This is a genomic window from Pseudanabaena yagii GIHE-NHR1 (assembly GCF_012863495.1).
Taxonomy (GTDB): domain Bacteria; phylum Cyanobacteriota; class Cyanobacteriia; order Pseudanabaenales; family Pseudanabaenaceae; genus Pseudanabaena; species Pseudanabaena yagii.
The window spans coordinates 112,501-133,902 of record NZ_JAAVJL010000004.1 but is presented as its reverse complement, the minus strand read 5'-3'; the positions used below and the strand labels follow the sequence as shown (position 1 = coordinate 133,902).

Annotated in this window: 20 protein-coding genes, 2 tRNA genes and 2 rRNA genes (1 of these 24 only partly in view); 15 read left to right on the top strand and 9 right to left on the bottom strand. The window is 42.4% G+C overall.

What is annotated here, in order from left to right; translation table 11 throughout:
• Positions 1–66: 66 nt before the first annotated feature.
• Positions 67–228, bottom strand: a complete 162-nt coding sequence (locus HC246_RS23045) for a hypothetical protein (RefSeq protein WP_169365756.1) — start codon at positions 226–228, stop codon at positions 67–69.
• A gap of 70 nt (positions 229–298) precedes the next feature.
• On the opposite strand from HC246_RS23045, the gene HC246_RS23040 reads away from it, so the two are divergent.
• The 5 genes from HC246_RS23040 (at position 299) to HC246_RS23020 (ending at position 2,403) form a co-directional block, all read left to right on the top strand.
• Complete coding sequence (locus HC246_RS23040; RefSeq protein WP_169365755.1) at positions 299–859, top strand: EndoU domain-containing protein; 561 nt, start codon at positions 299–301, stop codon at positions 857–859.
• Positions 856–1,185 (top strand): YacL family protein, encoded by a 330-nt coding sequence (locus tag HC246_RS23035; protein WP_169365754.1) that lies wholly within the window; start codon positions 856–858, stop codon positions 1,183–1,185. The genes HC246_RS23040 and HC246_RS23035 overlap by 4 nt, the downstream gene beginning before the upstream one ends.
• 5 nt (positions 1,186–1,190) lie before the next feature.
• Positions 1,191–1,613: a DUF4259 domain-containing protein gene (locus HC246_RS23030; RefSeq protein WP_169365753.1), complete on the top strand. Its 423-nt coding sequence runs from the start codon at positions 1,191–1,193 to the stop codon at positions 1,611–1,613.
• 49 nt (positions 1,614–1,662) lie between these two features.
• Positions 1,663–2,091 carry a hypothetical protein gene (locus HC246_RS23025; RefSeq protein ID WP_169365752.1) on the top strand — a complete coding sequence of 143 codons (429 nt, stop codon included), beginning with the start codon at positions 1,663–1,665 and terminating at the stop codon, positions 2,089–2,091.
• 129 nt (positions 2,092–2,220) lie between these two features.
• Complete coding sequence (locus HC246_RS23020) at positions 2,221–2,403, top strand: hypothetical protein (RefSeq protein ID WP_169365654.1); 183 nt, start codon at positions 2,221–2,223, stop codon at positions 2,401–2,403.
• A 130-nt stretch (positions 2,404–2,533) separates the two neighbouring features.
• Here HC246_RS23020 and HC246_RS23015 read toward each other — a convergent pair whose 3' ends face one another.
• Positions 2,534–3,715 (bottom strand): CBS domain-containing protein, encoded by a 1,182-nt coding sequence (locus HC246_RS23015; RefSeq protein WP_169365941.1) that lies wholly within the window; start codon positions 3,713–3,715, stop codon positions 2,534–2,536.
• A gap of 361 nt (positions 3,716–4,076) precedes the next feature.
• On the bottom strand, positions 4,077–4,436 hold the full coding sequence (locus HC246_RS23010) for a recombinase family protein (protein ID WP_169365751.1): 360 nt from the start codon (positions 4,434–4,436) through the stop codon (positions 4,077–4,079).
• Between the two features lie 253 nt (positions 4,437–4,689).
• On the opposite strand from HC246_RS23010, the gene trxA reads away from it, so the two are divergent.
• The 5 genes from trxA (at position 4,690) to HC246_RS22985 (ending at position 12,016) form a co-directional block, all read left to right on the top strand.
• Entirely contained in the window at positions 4,690–5,013 is a 324-nt protein-coding gene (trxA, locus tag HC246_RS23005; protein WP_169365750.1) for a thioredoxin, read from the top strand.
• A 507-nt stretch (positions 5,014–5,520) separates the two neighbouring features.
• Positions 5,521–6,636: a PAS domain S-box protein gene (locus HC246_RS23000; RefSeq protein ID WP_169365749.1), complete on the top strand. Its 1,116-nt coding sequence runs from the start codon at positions 5,521–5,523 to the stop codon at positions 6,634–6,636.
• A 401-nt stretch (positions 6,637–7,037) separates the two neighbouring features.
• The gene (locus HC246_RS22995) at positions 7,038–7,460 is read left to right on the top strand and encodes a response regulator (protein WP_169365748.1); all 423 of its coding nucleotides are present in this window, start codon (positions 7,038–7,040) and stop codon (positions 7,458–7,460) included.
• Positions 7,461–7,463: 3 nt separating this feature from the next.
• Positions 7,464–10,859: a response regulator gene (locus tag HC246_RS22990; protein ID WP_169365747.1), complete on the top strand. Its 3,396-nt coding sequence runs from the start codon at positions 7,464–7,466 to the stop codon at positions 10,857–10,859.
• 8 nt (positions 10,860–10,867) lie between these two features.
• Positions 10,868–12,016 carry a hybrid sensor histidine kinase/response regulator gene (locus HC246_RS22985; protein ID WP_169365746.1) on the top strand — a complete coding sequence of 383 codons (1,149 nt, stop codon included), beginning with the start codon at positions 10,868–10,870 and terminating at the stop codon, positions 12,014–12,016.
• A 56-nt stretch (positions 12,017–12,072) separates the two neighbouring features.
• Here HC246_RS22985 and grxC read toward each other — a convergent pair whose 3' ends face one another.
• The 6 genes from grxC to HC246_RS22955 form a co-directional block, all read right to left on the bottom strand.
• Positions 12,073–12,333, bottom strand: coding sequence for a glutaredoxin 3 (gene grxC, locus HC246_RS22980; RefSeq protein ID WP_169365745.1), 261 nt, complete (start codon positions 12,331–12,333; stop codon positions 12,073–12,075).
• A gap of 407 nt (positions 12,334–12,740) precedes the next feature.
• The gene (locus HC246_RS22975) at positions 12,741–14,681 is read right to left on the bottom strand and encodes a peptidoglycan D,D-transpeptidase FtsI family protein (RefSeq protein ID WP_169365744.1); all 1,941 of its coding nucleotides are present in this window, start codon (positions 14,679–14,681) and stop codon (positions 12,741–12,743) included.
• The gene (gene murD / locus HC246_RS22970; protein ID WP_169365940.1) at positions 14,678–16,069 is read right to left on the bottom strand and encodes a UDP-N-acetylmuramoyl-L-alanine--D-glutamate ligase; all 1,392 of its coding nucleotides are present in this window, start codon (positions 16,067–16,069) and stop codon (positions 14,678–14,680) included. The genes HC246_RS22975 and murD overlap by 4 nt, the downstream gene beginning before the upstream one ends.
• 104 nt (positions 16,070–16,173) lie before the next feature.
• On the bottom strand, positions 16,174–16,512 hold the full coding sequence (locus HC246_RS22965) for a histidine triad nucleotide-binding protein (protein ID WP_169365743.1): 339 nt from the start codon (positions 16,510–16,512) through the stop codon (positions 16,174–16,176).
• A gap of 82 nt (positions 16,513–16,594) precedes the next feature.
• A complete protein-coding gene (dapF, locus tag HC246_RS22960) occupies positions 16,595–17,440 on the bottom strand; it encodes a diaminopimelate epimerase (RefSeq protein WP_169365742.1) in 846 nt (281 codons plus the stop codon).
• A 212-nt stretch (positions 17,441–17,652) separates the two neighbouring features.
• Positions 17,653–17,859, bottom strand: a complete 207-nt coding sequence (locus HC246_RS22955) for a hypothetical protein (protein ID WP_169365741.1) — start codon at positions 17,857–17,859, stop codon at positions 17,653–17,655.
• A gap of 140 nt (positions 17,860–17,999) precedes the next feature.
• Between HC246_RS22955 and HC246_RS22950 the strand changes: the two genes are divergently transcribed.
• The 5 genes from HC246_RS22950 to HC246_RS22930 all read left to right on the top strand — a co-directional run.
• Positions 18,000–18,688, top strand: a protein-coding gene (locus tag HC246_RS22950; protein WP_169361945.1) for an IS1 family transposase whose coding sequence is annotated in 2 segments (ribosomal slippage) — positions 18,000–18,332 and positions 18,335–18,688 — 687 coding nt in all. Because the reading frame shifts where the segments join, the coding sequence is not laid out codon by codon here.
• A 498-nt stretch (positions 18,689–19,186) separates the two neighbouring features.
• Positions 19,187–20,672, top strand: a 16S ribosomal RNA gene (locus HC246_RS22945).
• A gap of 129 nt (positions 20,673–20,801) precedes the next feature.
• Positions 20,802–20,875 (top strand) — tRNA-Ile (locus HC246_RS22940).
• 87 nt (positions 20,876–20,962) lie between these two features.
• Positions 20,963–21,038, top strand: a tRNA-Ala gene (locus HC246_RS22935).
• A 184-nt stretch (positions 21,039–21,222) separates the two neighbouring features.
• Positions 21,223–21,402, top strand: a 23S ribosomal RNA gene (locus tag HC246_RS22930); it runs 2,642 nt beyond the window's last position.
• The 16S and 23S rRNA genes sit together here with 2 tRNA genes alongside, the layout of an rRNA operon.

Genomic DNA, 21,402 nt, shown 5'->3' with positions numbered 1-21,402 from the left:
CAATTGAATAAAAAGCTAACCCAACTCAGAAGAACTTGAAGCTGCGATAGAAAGTTTTCGGCGTGGTTAGGATGACGTGATGAATGGCAGAACTAAGCCGATCGCAGAATTATGGGACGGGATTGATTCGGTGTAATATGCTGTATTGCTTAGCGATCGCCACAGTTTAAAATTTTCCTTATTTATATTGGATTTGTATTGAATGGTTAAGGTTCTATGACTTATCATAAAACCTAAATAAATTGCGCCCTTGATTATCTCAATTTTTCACCCAATTTTTTAGAGTAGCTTCAAAACTATGGCAAATCCCGTGATCTCTAAATTAGCTGTTGGCTTTGCATCACTAGGGGCAATATTTAGTGCAGGTTTCCTCAGTCCTCAAGTTGCTGAGCTACCAACTAAGCCTGCGGCAGTGATCGTCCAGCCTTCAAATACGACCATTGCCAAAGCCCCAGTTGCGAAGCCACTCACAATTAATCAAAAGCACATTTTTGAAGGGGAGATCAATCGTAAGGGATTAGCAGTGGGCTATCACCACCGACCTAATGGTAAGGATACTGCTAATGCGAGAATGGTCAAGCTCACAGGTATGCCGAATACGCAGGGTGTTTATACAGGTAGAGTTGAGATTCGCGATCTGAATACGGGTAAATGGGTCAGCAAATTGTCTAGTTCTAGCTTTTTCCCCGATCGCTGGTCTCAGGCACAGGTTTTGGCAGAAATTCAGGGAGCCTTTGCATCGGCAAATAAAACTAAGGAACCTTGGCAAGGCACTTCTCCAAGTGGACTCAAAATCGAGGGTTACTACAACAAAACGACAAATACAATTACCACCGCTTATCCCATCTATCGCCGATGATTAATATTCAGTTTTATAGAGATGCGGAAGGCTACTTCAAGGCTGATACTGACGTGCAATATTTTCTGCTCGGTCAATACTTTGAGACGGAAGTGCAAGGTGTTATCGGAGTCTGTACAGATCTTTTGGAAACAATCCAAGAAATTGAAATAGGCGATCGCACTGAATTAGAAGGCATAGGCAATGCCTATGGGCTTAAAATCACTTCTAAAAGAGTAACGATCTGGAATGAGTTTGCTGAAACCGAACAAACTTTGGATATTCCTTTATCTGACTTTAAGCAAGCTCTCGAAAATTGCTGCATATTTTTACAAACGATGAGTTGAAATTTATGGGAACTTGGGCTGTTGATGCATTTGGTAATGATGATGCTTGTGATTGGACGTATGAACTGGAAAAAGTAAATGACCTCTCGTTAGTAGAAGCTGCCCTTGATGTAGTGCTTAACTCTGGTGAAGAAGGGGTGGAATCCTCAGAAGCTACTGAAGCGATCGCAGCGATCGAAGTCATTGCAAGATTGCAAGGCAATTGGGGTAAGCGGAGCGCCTATTCCGAGAGGCTTGATCAGTGGGTAGAAAATAACAAAATTCAGCCATCAACCGATCTAGTTCAGAAAGCTAATTTAGCAATTGCGTGTATTCTCAGCGATAACTCTGAATTAAACGAATTATGGCAGGAAACTGAAGACTATGAAGATTGGTTAGCCTCTATCACTGATTTGAAGAATCGTGTCAATAATTCAATAAATAGTTAATGTGCCATCTGCTAAGCAGTTGGCTATTTTTTTTCACAGGAGCGGATTAATGGGAACGACAATCTGGGTCTTAAGTAAGAACAAAACAACGGAAGGTGATGACTGGGATCACTCGGCACTGTTTTATGCTGTGGAGAAACTTGATCCTATATGCGATCGCTTGGGATTACCAAAGCTTTCCACATTTCTCGACTGGACGGATTTTGATTTGAATATGTCCGAAGATGAGGATGAGGAATTTCCTGATGAAGAAGCATTGATAGATAGAGCATCGTGGTTTAATCCCTCAGAAGCTTTGCCAATGCTGAGGGCTTTGCGCGAATATGTGGCGAGTAATGAGTCTGAGCTTGCCAGCCTTTTGGAGCAAGGAAAAGAGCATCTCTCCGAAGAGTTGCTCGAAGATTTAGATGATTGCATATCCAAAGTTGAGAAAATTGCAACAGAGGGAGATTTATTCCATTTCTGTGTTGTCATGTAAATAGGTAGTTAACGTTAGTTTGGGATAATTTGAAACGGACTTTGAGAGAGGGTTTGCGTAGCAAACCCTCTCTCAAAGTCCAAAAGTAAAAGCCTTGTTACAAGGCTTTTACTTTTGGACTTTTAAAATTTGCCAACTTATGTCACCCATGCGATCGCCCGATTATTTGATCCACAACTACCCGAATTCTCTGTGTTAGCTTTTAGCCCCTATCCTCTATTACGAATTACCAAGCGATCGCTACTTAGTAACCTACCCCATTTATGCCTCATGATTGGCTTGACCGCATTATTTTTCAAGCTAATGATGTGATTGTATAGCAATGTAAGAGATAGCTAGGACAAATTAAAACCCAAATAAGTGAAGGCGGCACTTCGTGCCGCCTTCACTTATTTGGGTTTTATGTCCTAAGCAAAACTTACCTTGATATAGATCTGCTGATCTATATCAAGGTCTGAAGATGATCTAGCGCTGATTGGAGATAGGAACGCCTTTCTTCTTTGGATAAATCTAAGTTATCAATTAAATACTTAATTGTTGTATAGATATTGAGGAGGATGGAATTGGGGCTATCTGTCTGTCTCTCTAATTCTTGAGGAGACGAAGATGACGAAGCTCTTTGTAGATTGTCCGCCTTAACTTTCGATGGTTCGGGATTAATCTGTTGAATAGTTTGTTGCATATTCTCAATTACGCCATACATTTCCATTGGATCGAAGATGCGTAACAAGCTAGTTTGCGTGATAATTCCTAATCCTTGCCCCCAATTCCATGAAACCACCATACGTCCAACCCGCAATCTTTTCATCTCTTCATGGGCTGTCCATAGCGAATCTTCAGGGCTAAGCAAAAAGAGTGGTGTACTCATCACAGTTTGAGCCTCTGTTGTTGCCAGATCAACTTGAAAAGCATGGAACTGCACAATATCTCGCTCAGTCACAATTCCCACAGGACGCATATTGTCATTTTGATCAGTTTCCGTAATTACCACACAGCTAACACGGTTATCTGACATTAACTGTGCTAGATAGAGAATCGGAGTATCTAGAGGGGCATGAATTACCTGTGTGGTCATAACATCAGCCACACGGCGAAATCGTAGGAGATTGGCAGGACGTAAGATATGGCGAATACTTTCATGGGAGATGACACCGATGAGTTCTCCTTCTTCATCAACCAATGGCAAGTGGCGAATTTGATAACGTCGGAATAGAAATAAAGCTGCAAAGATATCTTCAATTGATCGCTGTGGCATTGTGATAATAGGCGATGTCATGAAGTCAGAAACCTTGGCTTGGCGAAAATCAACTTCTTGGGCAGTGATGCGTACTACATCGCGTGCTGTTAAAATCCCCACCAGTTCTTGATCTTGCTTTACTAATACACAGCTATTTCTGACTTCAAGTTGTGGTGATTCATTTGCCGAGTCTAATAAATTCTCATTATCTATATCTGTGGTAGTATCTACACGATCCAGTTTATTTAACAAACAGCTAGGATAGTGCGCCTGACTAATCATGGCGATCGCTTCCAACAGAGGTGTTGCTGGTGTAACGATCAAAGGAGAATACTCGATAACACTCGTTAAATCAGGAATCCAATCAAGAGGATTGTCGAATTGCATAGTCAAATTACGCGCAATGGAATGGATAGAAACAATTGATGTAGTAAGTGTGCGCATCAGGTTGCGCCACAAATGTTACACTTTAAAGCGTAAAACTTAAAAATAATATTGATTTTGACCGTATTTAGGTGTAGTATACGACAGATGTTACATTTGCATTAAGTAAAACCATTACTTCGCATGATTTACATATTTATAATGGTTAACCTGAATATCGAGGGCTAAATATAGCTGTTTTTCTTTCATTTACAGCTTCATTCACAGCAACAGAAAATGAGTTGAGTGGCTATGCCTGCGGGACTTTAAGCTGTTTTGCTTCTCCCTATAAGCATCGGCATCTGTAAATGAAAAATCGTTCTAATTAATCAGTAGAGGTGTCAGTTGTTTGTGTAACTTCCGAAATTCTTGGCGTTTTCCCATAGAGACGATCTAGTACACGCTTCACAGAAATGCGTTTCCATTTTTGTCCGCGCTTAGTACTATATCCTTGCTGGTTAAGCCAATCGGCGATTTTCTGCAAAGATTTACCAGACTTGTGGTGACGACGAATTAGTTCTACAACTTGAACTTCTTCGGGATCTTCCACCAGTTCGCCATCTAGCGATCGCTGACCAAAAGCAGGAGAACCGTAACCTGCATACCCCCCTGATGCAGCTTTAGCTCGTCTACCCCGTTCTAGTCTTTCCCAAACAGAAAGATTTTCAGAATTGCTTTCTGTCATGGCTATCACAACTCAGTCACCAATAAATTTATTTTACTTTGAAATTGCTGATTGTTGAGATTTTTATAAAAATTGGTGCAGAAATCTATATAACTTAATACAGAGATTCTTAACCAATATAAAATCTGCTCAGACTTTTTGAATAGCATCCTTGCCCCCACAAATTTTATTAGTAGTTAATAGTTTTAAATGGGTTACGTACTTATTTGAAACCCCCCATTGATCATCATATCACCTAAATATCTAAAACAACATGAGTGCAGCTAATTTTATTCAAGACCAATCTGAATTTGAACTACTTCGTGAAAGTACAGATCTACTCGTCGTAGACTGCACTGCTACTTGGTGTGGACCTTGTAAGGTGATTGCCCCTTTTATTGATCAATTGGCAGAAGTCTATAGCGATCGCGCTAAAGTAATGAAAATTGATATTGATGCCAATAAGCCCTTGGCAAAACAATTCGGTCTGAAAAGTATTCCTGCTGTGTTATTTTTTAAACAGGGGGAATTAGTCGAAACGATGATTGGTGTAAAAAACTATGATGATTTCAAGAATACTCTTGAAAAGTACCTGTAGCTTTTAAATTCAGATCATATGTGGGTATTCTATAAATATCTACAAATACAAAGTAGATGATTAAGATTGGCTGATCTCTATTGTGAAATAGACAGGAAAACCTCGGTTGAACTCTCCTAAAATCAACCCAAAAATTACAGGATAGTCACACATTTAGCTATAGACACTATCTACTTAGGTTCTTGCGGATAAAAAATGTCCCACCAAAGTTATCTCGCATCGACTTCGCTCAGACAACGTGAGCTGAGCGAAGTCGATGCCACAGGTACTTTAATTAATAGCAAGTCCCTTATTACCTAAACACAAATTAGTATTGCTCCAGAGATTAGGATGGGCGGCGCGATGTTTAGCCGACCTTAATCTCTAAGATTTTGTCATCTTTAGCACTACCTCATAATTTTCTAAATTTAAAGATTTGTCAAAATTTAGAGCAATATCTATCTCATAATCAAATTCCGAGCTTCTTCTCCCAAGTTGCTTCTCTCTATAAATGCATCGGACAGGACCATGACTACTACTCTCTTAATGATTGATGCGTCTGATATAAAACGGCGCAAATATGATTGCTATTTAACTAGCGATCGCCCTTGTAATTATCTGATCATGGAAGCAGATACTATTACAAAGGCTAAGGAGCTATGTGAACAAAAGAAGCCTGATCTGATTTTATTGAGTTGGCAATTTCCTGATGGTAATGGATTAGAATTTCTGGATTGGATGAAACAACAGGGACAAATATCTCTCATTCCAACCCTGTTACTAGTCAATCAAAAAGATGAACATATTGCAGCTCAATCAACTAAGAGTGGTATCCAAGACTATTTGGTGAAAGAGCATTTAACCCCAGAGAGATTAATGCGATCGCTAGATAATCTCTTAGAACGAATGCAGCTACTTAATAATGTCTCCGATGTGGTGAATTTACGAAAGCGGGCTGAAGCTATTAAGTTGGAGAATGAGGAGAAATTTCTTTGCTTAGTGCAATGTTCTGACGATGTCATTTGGTCAATCGATTTAGAAGGGAAGTTTATTTATCTATCCCCACAATTTAAGGAATTATTTGATTGGGAAACTAATGAATGGATTGGGCGATCAATCATTGATCTTGTGCATAAAGGAGATCGTCCTCGCTTTACAGACAATGTTCAAAACGTCCTAGCATCTGCTAGTAAATCAGAGATGCCCGTCGAGATTCGGCATTTACAAAAAGATGGTAGTTACGTGTGGGTGTCTGCACATATGACTGCTGTCAAAAATCACCAAAGAGATGTGATTGCTATTCAAGGTATTTCACGAGATATTAGCGATCGGATTGCCCTTGCCTATGCAATTAGAGAGCGTAAGTTCGTAGAAACAAGACTTAATGAGTCTAACGAAGCTTTAGCGGCAATGAATCAAGAGTTAATTCGGGCAGCACAACAGAAAAAGGAATTTTTGACAGATATTAGTCATGAGCTTCGTACTTCTCTCAATGCAGTTTTAGGTTCAATCGAATGTTTGCAAGAGGGCGTATATGGCGATCTTAATGATAAACAGAGAAAAATTTTACAAGTAATTGAACATAGCGAAAATCACCTATTAACTTTAATTGATAAAGTGATTTATTTCTCGCAATCTGAGTAGTAAGCATAATTCAGCGCGTTGCACTGAATTACAAACTAGATAAATTTTTGAAATGGCGGCGAAGTCACCCTTTCAAAAATTTATCTGTACTTAAATAAAGAAGCAATTCTTAATAATGCTTTGCTGCATTACTAAGAATTGCTTCTTTATTTTGCTTTTTAGCCAAGGCAAAATCATAAATCAATATGGATGATTTCCTAATTTGCATCAAAATTTACGGACAATGATATTCAACTTTTTGTTTATGACGCGATCGCTAACTATTCCTATTTAAATGAATAACTGATAAAATTATGAGAAAATCAAAAGAGTTAGTGGCTATTATTAGTCTTAAAATTGTATAGACGGGGATTGGCTTGACTTGTGCTTAGTATTTAAAACAACTACAAAAATTCTCAATCATGAACAATTTACCTATCGTTTGCATAGTTGAAGATAATCCTGATGATGAGCGGTTGACTATTCGTGCTTTGCGAAAGGGGCAAATTGCTAATGAGATTAAAGTAGCTCGTAATGGGGAGGAAGCTTTAAATATGGTGTTAAATGCTGATCCTTTGCCCTGTGTCGTACTTTTAGATTTAAAGCTCCCCAAAATCGATGGATTAGAGGTTTTGCGGCGAATTCGTGCTAATGAACGTACACATTTGTTGCCAGTAGTGGTCTTAACCTCGTCAAGTGAAGATCGCGATATTGTCGAAAGCTATAGTCTTGGGGCAAATAGCTATGTACGTAAGCCCGTAGAATTCGATCGCTTTACCGAAGCAGTACGGCAACTGGGATTGTATTGGGCACTAGTTAATGAACCCTTACCCAAAGGTTTATAAGTTATGAGTGATACTATCAATGTCCTCATCATTGAAGACTCGGAAGACGATGCCATTTTAATTGTGCGATCGCTGCGTCAGGGTGGATTTGTCCTCACTTGGGAAAGAGTACAAACAGTCGAAGATCTACGGCAAGCGCTCACAAATCGTACTTGGGATGTGATTATTTCTGACTACAATTTGCCCAAGATGAATGCACCGACTGCCTTAGAAATTGTCAAACAAAGTCAACTTGATCTTCCTTTTATCGTAGTTTCTGGCACGATTGGAGAAACATTAGCTGTTGATCTCATGCGTGCAGGGGCGAATGATTATTTGATGAAAGGAAGTCTTGCACGTTTATCTGAAGCTGTAAGACGTGAGATCCGTGAATTTAAGATGCGACTGGATCGACAACGAGCATCTCTCGAATTGGAATTGACCAAACAAAGGTTACAGCTTGCACTTGAAGGATCTGCGATCGGGCTATGGGATTGGGTGATCCTAACAGGGGAATTGACAATCAATGAAAGATGGGCAGAAATGCTTGGCTATACATCTCTAGAATTAGAACCGCTCAGTTTTGCAACTTGGCACGACCATGCTCATAGCGGTGATGTTAAAAGAACTCTCAAATTGCTAGAAAAGCACTTTCATCATGAGATTCCTGCCTACGAAGATGAACTGCGAATGCACCATAAATTAGGACATTGGGTGTGGATATTATGTCGGGGAAAGGTGACAGAATGGGATGCCCAAGGTAAACCCCTGAGAATGACAGGGACACATTTAGATATTAGCGATCGCAAACAGGCGGAGTTACGATTATCACTTCAGAGTGCAATTCTCGAACGTATCGCTAAGGCTGAACCCTTGCCAAAAATCTTAGAAGCACTGGTATGTAACATTGAAGAACAATTAGAGGGAGCTATATGTTCAATTTTGTTATGTGATCAGGATGGGAAGTTACATTGTAGTGCCGCTCCTCATTTACCAGAAGCCTACAATCAAGCAATCGAAGGGGTTTCCATTGGTGAAGGTGTAGGTTCTTGTGGTACAGCAGCGTTTCGGCGGAAACCCGTTATCGTTACTGATATTAATACTGACCCGCTCTGGAAGGATTTTAAGGAAATTGCTCTATCCCATAATCTGCAAGCTTGTTGGTCTACGCCTGTGATAGCCACCGATGGTGAGGTACTCGCTACCTTTGCTGTTTATCATCAACATATTCATCATCCCATTTCCCAAGAACTAGAGCTGATTAGTTTAGCGACGGATATTGCCAAAATTGCGATCGAGCGCGATCAGGCGGCACAAGCTTTAGCTAACCTCAACCACAATCTAGAAATACGTGTGGCGCAACGTACGAATGCCTTGCGCCAAAGTGAAGCGAAGCTCATTGAAGCCCAACAGATTGCCCGTCTTGGCAGTTGGGAATTGGATGTGCAAACAAAAGAGATTATTTGGTCAAGGGAAATCTTTAATATTTTTGGAATTGATGCTAGTCAAAAGGAACCTACCTATGAGCAACTGTTGCAATATTTCCCACCCGATGAACGTATTCGCTTTACTAATCTCATTGAACGTGCTATTCAATTCTCAGAATCCTATGCTACAGATTTTCAAATTGTTCGATCTGACGGTTCTTTAGGTTATATCTTTGCTAAAGCAGAACTTCTGTGCGATGTTGCAGGGAAAGCCACGCGATTATTTGGTATTGCTATGGATATTAGCGATCGCAAAGCCATGCAAGAAGCCCTGAAGCTTAGTGAAGAACGCGCTCGAGCAACATTATTAGCCTTGCCAGATCTCGTCTTTCGCGTCAATCGTACAGGAGAATATGTAGATTTTTTAGCCTCCCCTAATGTTGGCAATATTGTCGATCCTCAGCAAGTAATTGGTAGACGTTTAGCTGATTGCCTGCCTCCAGAAACTTGGGATAAAGAATATCATGCGATGCAGAAAGCACTAAATAGCAAGACCTTACAGACCTATGAACAACAAATTCAGATAGATGGTCATCTGCGCTATGAAGAGGTTCGGGTTGCTCCCTGTGGTAATGATGAAGTGGTCTTTTTCATCCGTGATATTAGCGATCGCAAACAGGCGGAAGCGCAATTACAGAAAACTAATGAGGAATTGATGCGTGCTACTAGACTGAAGGATGAATTTCTTGCCAATATGAGTCACGAACTCCGCACTCCTCTTAATGCTATTTTGGGAATGACGGAAGCGCTGCAAGAAGAGGTGTTTGGAGAAATTAATGATCGCCAACTCAATGCATTAAACACTATTGAGCGTAGTGGCACACATCTTTTAGCATTAATTAATGACATTCTTGATGTCGCCAAAATTGAATCTGGTCAATTGAAACTAGAATGCGCTCTTACTTCCATTGAAAGCCTATGCCAATCGAGCATTGCTTTGATCAAGCAGCTTGCTCACCAAAAACGGATTGAACTTAAAGTTAATATCCCTGATGACCTTCCTCAATTGATGTTAGACGAGCGTCGCATTCGTCAAGTATTAATTAATTTGCTAAACAATGCCGTCAAATTTACTCCTGAAGGTGGTCAGATTAGACTAGAAGTTACTTGTCAAAATTTTTTTACAGGACTTCCATTGACGGATACAATTCCTGAAGCAATTCTCACCCCTCCTGATGATGATACTCAAGCGCTAAAACCATCTCTAGAAACAATAAATCAATGTTCCAATTATTTGCAAATCGCCATTACTGATACAGGAATTGGCATTTCCCCAGAAAATATTAGGCGACTCTTTAAACCCTTTGTGCAGATCGATAGTGCTCTCAACCGACAATATATGGGTACGGGCTTAGGACTCGCGATCGTTAAGCAAATGATCGAGCTACATGGAGGAATGGTTGGTGTAACGAGCAAAATTGGTCATGGAAGTTGCTTTATGATTGCCCTACCTTTTCATAATTCTAGAGACAGTACAAGTCCTAACTCCAATGCTGAACTGCTTGATAATATCCCTATAGAAGAAATAGAAACTAATACGCCATCACAATCTGATGCTCAGCCTGATTCACCTTTAATTTTATTGGCAGAAGATAATGAAGCTAATATTGGAACTATTTCCTGTTATCTAGAGGCAAAGGGATATCGCTTAATCTTTGCCCATAATGGTCAGGAAGCAGTTAATATTACTAAATCACATACTCCCGATGTAATTCTAATGGACATTCAAATGCCAGTTGTTGACGGGATGACGGCAATTCGCCAAATTCGTAGCGATCGCGCCTTTGATCACATTCCGATTATTGCGTTGACAGCTTTAGCGATGCCAGACGATCGCGATAAATGCCTAGCCGCTGGTGCAAATGAATATCTTGCAAAACCCGTGAAACTCAAACAGCTAGTTGAAATGATTAAAAGATTTTTAAGTTCTTAAGTAAAACTATGAATCAACCAATACCAAATGTCCTTGTCGTGGACGATGAACCAAATAACTTTGATGTAATTGAAACATTTCTATCAGAACAAGATTATCAATTATATTATGCCTCTAGTGGAGATTCTGCACTCAGCATTTTAGAAACCGTCAAACCTGATCTGATCCTATTGGATGTGATGATGCCAGGGATTGATGGAATGGAAGTATGTCAGCGCATTAAGGCAATGCCAGAATGGGAAAGCGTGCCAATCATTATGGTAACAGCTCTTACTAGTAAGGAAGATCTAGCGCGATGTCTTAATGCAGGAGCTGATGACTTTATTGGTAAGCCCGTTAACAGTACGGAACTTCGCGCTAGAGTGAACTCAATGATGCGAATCAAACAGCAGTATGACAGCATCAAAAACCTATCCAATTTGCAATCACAAACGATTGATGTATTGCAAAATAGCTTAAAAGAACTCAGCGGTAATTTAGCATCTAGTTTGCCCCATGAACTAAATACGCCACTAAATGGAATTGTGGGAGCGATTGGCATCTTACTCGAAGAGTATGAAACTATGCCTCCAGAAGAGATCAAAGAGTTTTTGCTATTAGCCCAAGAGTCATCTACAAGGTTGGAGAAATTGACTCGCAAGTTTTTGACCTATGTGTATCTAGAGCTATCCCCCTATAAGTCCCCAAGTTCTAGAGCTAGTCAAATTCAGCGGGAGAAAGGCTCGGATGCTAAGTTTATTACCAATATTGCTCATGATCAAGCGAAAAGGGAGAAGCGATCTACGGATTTACTATGTGACCTAGATGAGGCGATTGTTGCCGTAAGTAACCAAGATATGCGAAGTATCCTATGTGAACTATTGGAGAATGCTTTCAAGTTTTCTAAAGTTGGGACTGAGGTGAAATTAAGCAGCAAGGTAGTTAATAATCACCTACATTTAGCGATCTCTGATCATGGCTGGGGCATGACAGAAGATCAAATTTCTAAAATAGGTGCATTTATGCAGTTTGAGCGCAAGATGCATGAGCAGCAAGGGTCAGGATTAGGACTCAAAATTGTGACCAAAATTGTGGAAAACTATGGGGGGAAATTCTCAATTTCCAGCATTTATAGACAAGAGACTACGGTTAATTTGGAATTGCCATTAATAGAATAGAACCACTTCTGGCGAGAACATGGATTTGGGGCTGGCAGGGGGCACAGCCCACTCATCTATGCTGCCAGTAATGGATCGAGTTTGCCTTGGCGCTCTAGATCATGAATGGCATCACAGCCACCAATATGCTGATCATTAATAAAAATTTGAGGTACAGAACGCTTCCCATCAGAACCTCTGGCTACCATTTGCGATCGCGCAGTTTCATCGCCATCGATCGCATATTCGATGTACTCTACGCCTTTCTTATCGAGCAAGTGCTTTGCTCTGATACAAAAGGGACACATCCGCCATGTATAGATTTCAACTTTTGCCATAACTGTTTTTTAGAATTTTTTAGATTTATATAACTATCACTGCCTACAATACTTTAACAAATCTTAATGCTCAAAAAATTTGTGATTAAATAACGCAAGTTCGGCATAATTTAAAACAGGCTTTGAGAGAGCGTTTGCGTAGCAAACGCTCTCTCAAAGCCTGCAATCAAAAGCCTTTCGGAGCAAGGCTTTTGATTGCAGACTTATAAGATTTGCAAGTTTAACTCGAACTGACGTTAAATAATCTGATTTTTAGTTGTGCAGCAAATCTGCACAACTAAAAATCGCTGCTTTAGGGACTTGCTATTAATTAAAGTTATCTAGCTTCGACTTCGCTCAGCCAACCTTAGCTGAGCGAAGTCGAAGCTAGATAACTTTGGTGGGACAATTTTTTATCCACAAGAGCCTTATTGGCGATCTCGTGATGGTTTGGGACTAGCAGAAGGTAATGGAGATGGTGTTGGGGCAGGTGTTGAACTTTGTGGCGTAGGAGAAGCTGATGCTGAAGGTGTAACTGTAGGCTGTGGCTCAGGTAAAGTAGGAATCTTAGAAATTACTTCTTCGGGATGGCTAGGAGGAATGCCTTCCGTGACAATAATATCTTCGATCACCGTCTTCACAATTGGCGCAGCTACGGTAGAACCAAAGGCATCAGAGCCAATGGGTTCATCAACTACGGCAAGCACCACATAGCGAGGATCTTTGGCGGGAAAAGTCCCAACAAAGCTCGTGATTTTGGCATTGGCATAACCACCACCACTAGTTGAGGCTTTTTGAGCAGTACCCGTTTTGCCTGCAATCCGATAACCGGGAATGCGAGCGGGTAGCCCTGTGCCTTTTTCTACTACGTTAGTCATCATCTCGATTACTCTTTGGGCAGTGGCTGGCGATACAATTTGGCGAGGAGTCGGTAATTTCGTCTGATAGTACTCCTCGCCCTCTTCATTGATTAAACCCTTGACCACATGGGGGGTGAGTAATTTACCGCCACTAGCCAAAATCCCATGCAACTGCACCATTTGAATTGGCGTAAGTGAAAATCCTTGACCAAAGGCAGCCGTTGCAGGCTCAATTACATACTCATTGAATTGTTCTTGAGGTTTGAGGGTACTTGGGGTTTCCGATGGTAAATCCACACCCGAAATATCGCCTAATCCGATCCGTTCTAGCCAACCATAGTAAACCGATGGCTTCATGCGTTGGATGATATGTACCATACCCACGTTGCTCGATCGCTCTAGGATTTGACTAATGCTGAGGGGACCAACTGCACCGACTTGTTCATAGTCAAAGTTAGCTACGGGCCAACCACCGATGGTTAAGGCTCCTTCATCATTAAATACAGTGTCGGGTTGGATGGCTCCTGCTTCAAGAGCGATCGCGACATTAATGGGTTTAAAGGTAGAACCAGGTTCATAAAGATCGGAAACTGCCCAATTTTTAAATAGTTTGACATCAGCGTCATAGTAGCGATTAGGATCGTAGGTTGGCTCTGTAACTAGCGTCAATAAACCGCCATCCCGCGCATCCATGACGATGACTGCCCCACGCTTAGCATTAAATTTGACCATTTGCTGCTTGAGGACTTGCCGTGCTGTGCGCTGAATCCGCGAGTCAATGGTCATTTGCAAACTGGTGCGATCGCTACTGATCATCCCCGCAGGTACACGGTTAGGAATAAAATTGCCATTACCATCCTTAGCAACCGCAGGAGTTTGATCGGTGCGTTCTAATAATTTCTCTTGACTTAGTTCAATTCCCGCTTGACCGCGATGATCAACATTGACATAGCCAATTAGTTCTGCGGCAAGGTCTTGTTGTGGATAGAGGCGATGGCGTTGCTGGATTAGCTCTAGCCCCTCAAGTTGTAACGCATAAATGCGATCGGCCGTTTCCTCTGATAGCCAATATTCAACTTGAATCGAAGTAGTATCACGACTGAGGATACTAGCTAACTTTTCTGGAGACTTCTTAAGGATAGGTGCAAGTTTTTCCGCAATTTCTGTAGTTAGTTCTTCAAAGCTCTTCTTCTTAGCATCTTTGCCCATATCCCTATTATTTTTTTCGTAAAGATGGGGATAGGCAAATAGGGTATAGACAGGACGATCAATCGCTAAAACTGTCCCTTTGCGATCGGTAATCATGCGCCGAGGAATAAAGGGACGCAGCGTAAACATTTGCTGTCTGCGAGCTTTGTCTAGCAGGTCTGGCGAAGTAATTACCTGCAAATAGACGAGGCGCACAATTAAGCCAAGCATCGCTAACGCCAAAATGATCCAAATGAGAACCGTGCGGCGCTTGAATAGATTAATGGTGGCGAGATCCTTGGGAAGAAAAGATGGAGTCATGAAAGTTCTTGACAAAGTTGGCGGAAGCGATCGCCGCGTTGCTCAAAGTTAGCAAACTGGTCGAAGCTTGCACATGCAGGCGAGAATAGCACAGTTGGCAAAGGCTGACTAGGGTGATTATGGGCGCGGTTGTGAGCAATATGGGCGGCTTGCTTGACGGCGCGTTCGAGGGTTTCTACAATCTCATAATTTTTAAACCCTGCATCCTTGAGCATTTCCGCAAATAAAGGCGCAGCTTCACCGATTAATAAAACAGCGATCGCTCTTTGGCGAATTTGCTCTAGCCAAGCACTGGCATCACCCTGCTTTGGCTGACCACCCGCAATCAAGACCACAGGTGGTTTCACAGCGCGTAAGCCCACTTCCGCCGCATCATAATTTGTTGCCTTGCTGTCATTGATGAAAGCGATCCCCTCATAAAAACGAATATGCTCTAGGCGATGGGGTACACCTTGAAACTCAGAGATAGCTTGATCGATATGCTCTGAGGCAATGCCTGCTAATTTTGCCGCCGCAACAGACATTAATAAATTCTGGCGGTTATGGCTACCCAATAAAGTCCAATGGGAAATTGGAAAAACGGGTTCACCGCGAAACTTGACCCAACCATCATGGATACAAGCTCCATCGGCGATCGCTTCTACCACTTGATCATCAATGCCCGTCCATATTGCTTTTGGCCACATCGCCGCCCCAAAATCAAGCAAAAAGGGATCGTTACCATTGAGGACAATGTGACTAGAGGGATCAATCAACTTTGCCTTAATATCTCGGTAGTTCTCAAGGGTATAGTGGCGATTGAGGTGATCGGGGGTAAAGGTTGTCCAGATCCCAATATGGGGTTTGACGCTTTGCGATGACTCGATCTGATAGCTGCTTAGTTCCGCAATGATCCAGTCAGGCTGAATTTGTTGATGTAATACTTGCAGCGCAATCTCACAAGCAGGTAGACCGATATTGCCACAGGCGATAGCCTTAAGCCCTGCCGCCTGAAAAATGGCTGCTGTCAAGGATGTAACCGTAGTTTTGCCATTGGTTCCTGTGATCCCCACCCAAGGAATATGCTTGAGATAGCGCCATGCCAACTCGATCTCGCCAATGGTATCCAGACCTAGCGATCGCGCTTGCTCAACCTCAGGACGATCCCAAGGCACACCCGGACTGACGACTACTAGATCTACGGGTTGGCTCGTCTTAATTAAATTCTCAAAGTCGGGAAAGCCTCCCAGTTCAACGGCAATGCCCTCAGCCTCTAAATCAAGCTTGCGCTGTTCGAGGCTAGGACTGGCATTACTATCACTAACTATCACCTGCCAACCATCAGCCTTGAGTAGCTTAGCAGCAGAAATTCCCGACTGTCCCAGTCCCAGTACATACGCTTGAGGCATTGCGATCGCTTGATTATAGAGGTTTATTAAAAATTTAATAATAAACGATACAGGATCATGAGCGCCAAAGATCTGACAACCGTGCTTTGCACGGTTGTCAGGCATTAACCAGGAGGCCAGTCTAGGGAGCGACCACCTAGGACATGAATATGTAGATGGAAAACGGTTTGCCCTGCTTCTGCACCATTGTTGGTGACTAGACGAAAACCACTTAAACCTTCCTGATCTGCAACTTTACTTGCCACAAGTAGCAAATGCCCTAGTAATGATTGATCTTCAGTGGTTGCTTCTGAAAGTTTCACAATCGGCTTTTTCGGAATTACGAGGAAATGGACAGGTGCTTGCGGATTGACATCACGAAAAGCAAGGGAAAGCTCATCTTCATACAAAATCGTGGCAGGAATTTCCCGCTTAATGATTTTGCTAAAAATAGTGTCACTCATCTTCAAACTCTAAAATCATTTTTGCTATGGTGACACAAAGCGAACCCAAAAATGAGAGAGGGTGCTTAGCACCCTCTCTCATTTACAATTCGTTAACAACTGAGCCTGTAAATACTAGTTTTGCTGGACCCGTCATCAAAATGTGATCGCTTTCGGCTGACCAAGTAATTTTGAGATCGCCTCCAGGGAGATTGACGGTACAGGTACGATCGCAGAGATCATTTAAGACACCTGCGACGACTGTGGCACAGGCTCCTGTTCCACAGGCGAGGGTTGCCCCAGCACCACGTTCCCATACGCGCATTTTTACATAGCCACGATTGACGACTTCCACAAATTCAGTATTTGTACGATTAGGAAATACGGGATGATGCTCAAAGAGAACGCCGATTTCGGCTAAGGGAATGCTGTCGGCATCATCCACAAAGATCATGCAGTGGGGATTGCCCATACTTACAGTAGTGACATTCCAAGTTTTGCCACCGACTTCGAGGGGAAGGTTGACTACTTTTTGATCGCTTTCGCCCAAAGTGGTAGGAATCTCAGCAGCAGTCAAAAATGGCTTACCCATATCTACAGTTACCTGTCCATCAGCATCCATTTGAGGCACGATCAAGCCTGCACCTGTGTGAATTGGATATTTACCATCAATGGTAGGAATCCCCAAATCCTGCATAAATTTGCCTAAACATCGAATTCCATTACCGCACATTTCAGGTTCGGAACCATCGGAGTTATAGATTCGCATCCGATGTTCGCGATTATCTGCATTTATCAAGAAGATTACGCCATCTGCACCGATGCCAAAATTGCGATCGCACCATTTTTCTGCTTGTTCTGGTGTGAGGATTGGCTCAGCGCTATGACGATTATCAATCAATACAAAGTCATTACCTAAGCCGTGATATTTACTAAATGCGATCGCCATGAGTTATTTCAATATATTTCTTAATCTATGTTACCAACAAAGGTAAAAATGTATGAAGTGTGCTCTCTAGCTTAGTTATAGAGGGGTTTTATTTTGCCTATTGCAAAATAAAACCCCTCTATAGTCTTATGGGGATTAATTTTTTGGTTTCAAATGAGTACATACTCGTTAAAAAAACACTATTTAAGATTTGTCAAGTAGGCGATCGCCTGCTAATCATCGGGAAATTGCCAACACATAATCCGTTTAACACTTTTGGAGCCACAACGACAGGCTTCAGCGTGGGAAGCAACCCATTCATAGTCACATTTACGACATTGATGTAAGACATTATTAATGTTAGCGGCGGCAATGCGATCGCGACCTGCTTTGAGTTCTTCAGGTGTCAGCACAGATTCAAGATCATTTGGCTCAGTCATTACAACATCTAGCTTTTAAGGTTTAGCTTTGAGAATAGTGGCTCACGCCACAAGAGATTATCTAAAAAACAAATGGCGTTGCATAAATGAGGGATGAATGAGTAAATATTAAAGATAACGAGTTTAAGCAATGAAAAACAATGAAATGTCCAAAGTGTGGTTCAACACATATTCGTAAAAATGGGAAACGAGGAGACAAACAAAATCATATTTGCGCTGATTGCGGTCGTCAGTTCATTGATCATTACTCAGTGCTGGGATATTCCCAAGATGTCAAAAAAATATGCCTAAAAATGTACTGCAACGGCATGGGATTTAGACAAATTGAGAGATGTACCGATGTTAGTCACAACTCAGTCATCAACTGGGTTAAGGAAGCAGCCAAGCAATTACCAGAACATCCACCGATTGAGACTATTCCTGATGTTGGTGAACTGGATGAACTCCAGACTTTTGTTGGGTCAAAAAAAACTTGATTTGGCTATGGACTGCGGTGAATCATTTTAGCCAAGGTATCTTGGCTTGGGTATTAGGGGATAGGAGTAGCAAAACCTTTGAACCTCTATGGACATTGATTAAGGTTTGGCAATGCTATTTCTGGGTTACCGATGGCTACTGTGTCTACAAAATGTTTATCAACTCGGAAGATCAAATTATTAGCAAAACCTACATGACCAGAGTTGAGGGTGAAAATACGAGACTGAGACATTATCTTGCCAGATTGCATCGCAAAACTTTATGTTATTCAAAATCTGAACAAATGTTGCGGTATTCAATTCGTCTGTTAATTCATTATCTCAAGTACAAATCGATTCCCACCTTTTCTTGATTCATCCTTCATTTGTGCAACGCCAAACAAATAGCAAGTATGAGGGCTGTAAATTTTTAAAAGGATTAGCAAAAAAAGATATTTTCCAGAAATAAAAGCAATAATTATGGGAAACAGATATTAAATGACAAACAAAGATATAGATATGAAGAGCTTAAGAGGAGGGAGATGTAGAGGGATCAAGTAAACAGGTCTTGAAAAAAGTTAAAGGAAATAGTTGACAAAGGGATTTAAGGTAGCTATATTAGTAAAGCGCTGAAGGGAGCCAAAGCGAAAGCGAAGCAACCTGAACTGAAAGGAGAGGCGCGAGAACCTAGACAACCAAATAGTTTGAAAGCTTTAAGAAACCAATAAACCTCGTCAAGAGAATAAAGAGACTGGATTATTGAAAGATAACCAGCTATCCGACAGGATAAGCGAAAAGCAAAAAAAAGTCAAACCCATCCGAAAGGAAAAAAGCTTTATGTGAGTAGGAAGGAATTCTGAAAGGATGAAGACACCATGGAGAGTTTGATCCTGGCTCAGGATGAACGCTGGCGGTATGCTTAACACATGCAAGTCGAACGGGTACTTCGGTACTAGTGGCGGACGGGTGAGTAACGCGTAAGAATCTACCTACAGACTCGGGACAACAGTTGGAAACGACTGCTAATACCGGATATGCCTTCGGGTGAAAGATTTATCATCTGTAGATGAGCTTGCGTCCGATTAGCTAGATGGAGTGGTAACGGCACACCATGGCGACGATCGGTAACTGGTCTGAGAGGATGACCAGTCACACTGGGACTGAGACACGGCCCAGACTCCTACGGGAGGCAGCAGTGGGGAATTTTCCGCAATGGGCGAAAGCCTGACGGAGCAATACCGCGTGAGGGACGAAGGTCTGTGGATTGTAAACCTCTTTTGTTAGGGAAGATAATGACGGTACCTAACGAATAAGCATCGGCTAACTCCGTGCCAGCAGCCGCGGTAAGACGGAGGATGCAAGCGTTATCCGGAATTATTGGGCGTAAAGCGTACGTAGGCGGTTTTGTAAGTCTGTTGTCAAAGCCCGAGGCTTAACCTTGGAAAGGCAATGGAAACTGTAAGACTAGAGAGAGATAGGGGCAGGAGGAATTCCAGGTGTAGCGGTGAAATGCGTAGATATCTGGAAGAACACCAGTGGCGAAAGCGTCCTGCTGGATCTCAACTGACGCTGAAGTACGAAAGCTAGGGGAGCGAATGGGATTAGATACCCCAGTAGTCCTAGCCGTAAACGATGGGTACTAGGTGTTGGCCGTATCGACCCGGTCAGTGCCGTAGCTAACGCGTTAAGTACCCCGCCTGGGGAGTACGGTCGCAAGATTGAAACTCAAAGGAATTGACGGGGGCCCGCACAAGCGGTGGAGTATGTGGTTTAATTCGATGCAACGCGAAGAACCTTACCAAGGCTTGACATGTCGCGAATCCTCTTGAAAGAGAGGAGTGCCTTCGGGAGCGCGAACACAGGTGGTGCATGGCTGTCGTCAGCTCGTGTCGTGAGATGTTGGGTTAAGTCCCGCAACGAGCGCAACCCTCGTATTTAGTTGCCATCATTAAGTTGGGCACTCTAGATAGACTGCCGGTGACAAACCGGAGGAAGGTGGGGATGACGTCAAGTCATCATGCCCCTTACGCCTTGGGCTACACACGTACTACAATGGCTGGGACAAAGAGTCGCGAGCATGCGAATGCAAGCTAATCTCGTAAACCCAGTCTTAGTTCAGATTGCAGGCTGCAACTCGCCTGCATGAAGGCGGAATCGCTAGTAATCGCAGGTCAGCATACTGCGGTGAATACGTTCCCGGGCCTTGTACACACCGCCCGTCACACCATGGAAGCTGGTCACGCCCGAAGTCGTTATCTCAACCCGCAAGGGAGGGAGGCGCCTAAGGCAGGGCTGGTGACTGGGGTGAAGTCGTAACAAGGTAGCCGTACCGGAAGGTGCGGCTGGATCACCTCCTTATAGGGAGACCTATTTACTCTTAGACTGAACCAACACAGAATTAGGTCAGGAGTAAGTCATCCCAAGGTCGAACGAAGTTTATTGGAAAGCTTTCAAACTAAGTCAGGTTCTAAATTTGGCTAACAAAAAGGGCCATTAGCTCAGTTGGTTAGAGCGCACCCCTGATAAGGGTGAGGTCACTGGTTCGTGTCCAGTATGGCCCACTTGAGAAAAGGCAAAAGGAGAAAGGCAAAAGGAAAAACACAAACAAAAGTTTTTACTTTTTACTTTAAACTTTTTACTTGGACTCTGGGGATATAGCTCAGTTGGTAGAGCGCCTGCTTTGCACGCAGGAAGTCAGGAGTTCGAATCTCCTTATCTCCACCAAACTACTAACGAAAGACCAACAAAAGCGAAAGCAAGAGTTTAGCAACTCATCTAGTGAAGCAAGAAAGAGCAACTAGAGAGACTGCTAAATTCTAGCGAGAGCGAAGAATTTAGAAAGAACCTTGAAAACTGCATAGTAAAAAAAGTAACAAAGAAGCAAGTAGTACCGAAGTAGAGATACAGAGGTCAAGCTACAAAGGGCTTACGGTGGATACCTAGGCACAAGAAGGCGAAGAAGGACGTGGTTACCTACGATAAGCTGCGAGGAGCTGGAAGCAAGCCGTGATCCGCAGGTTTCCGAATGGGGCAACCCTAAATACTGCCCGTTGAATAAAATAGACGGGAAAGAGCGAACTCAGCGAAT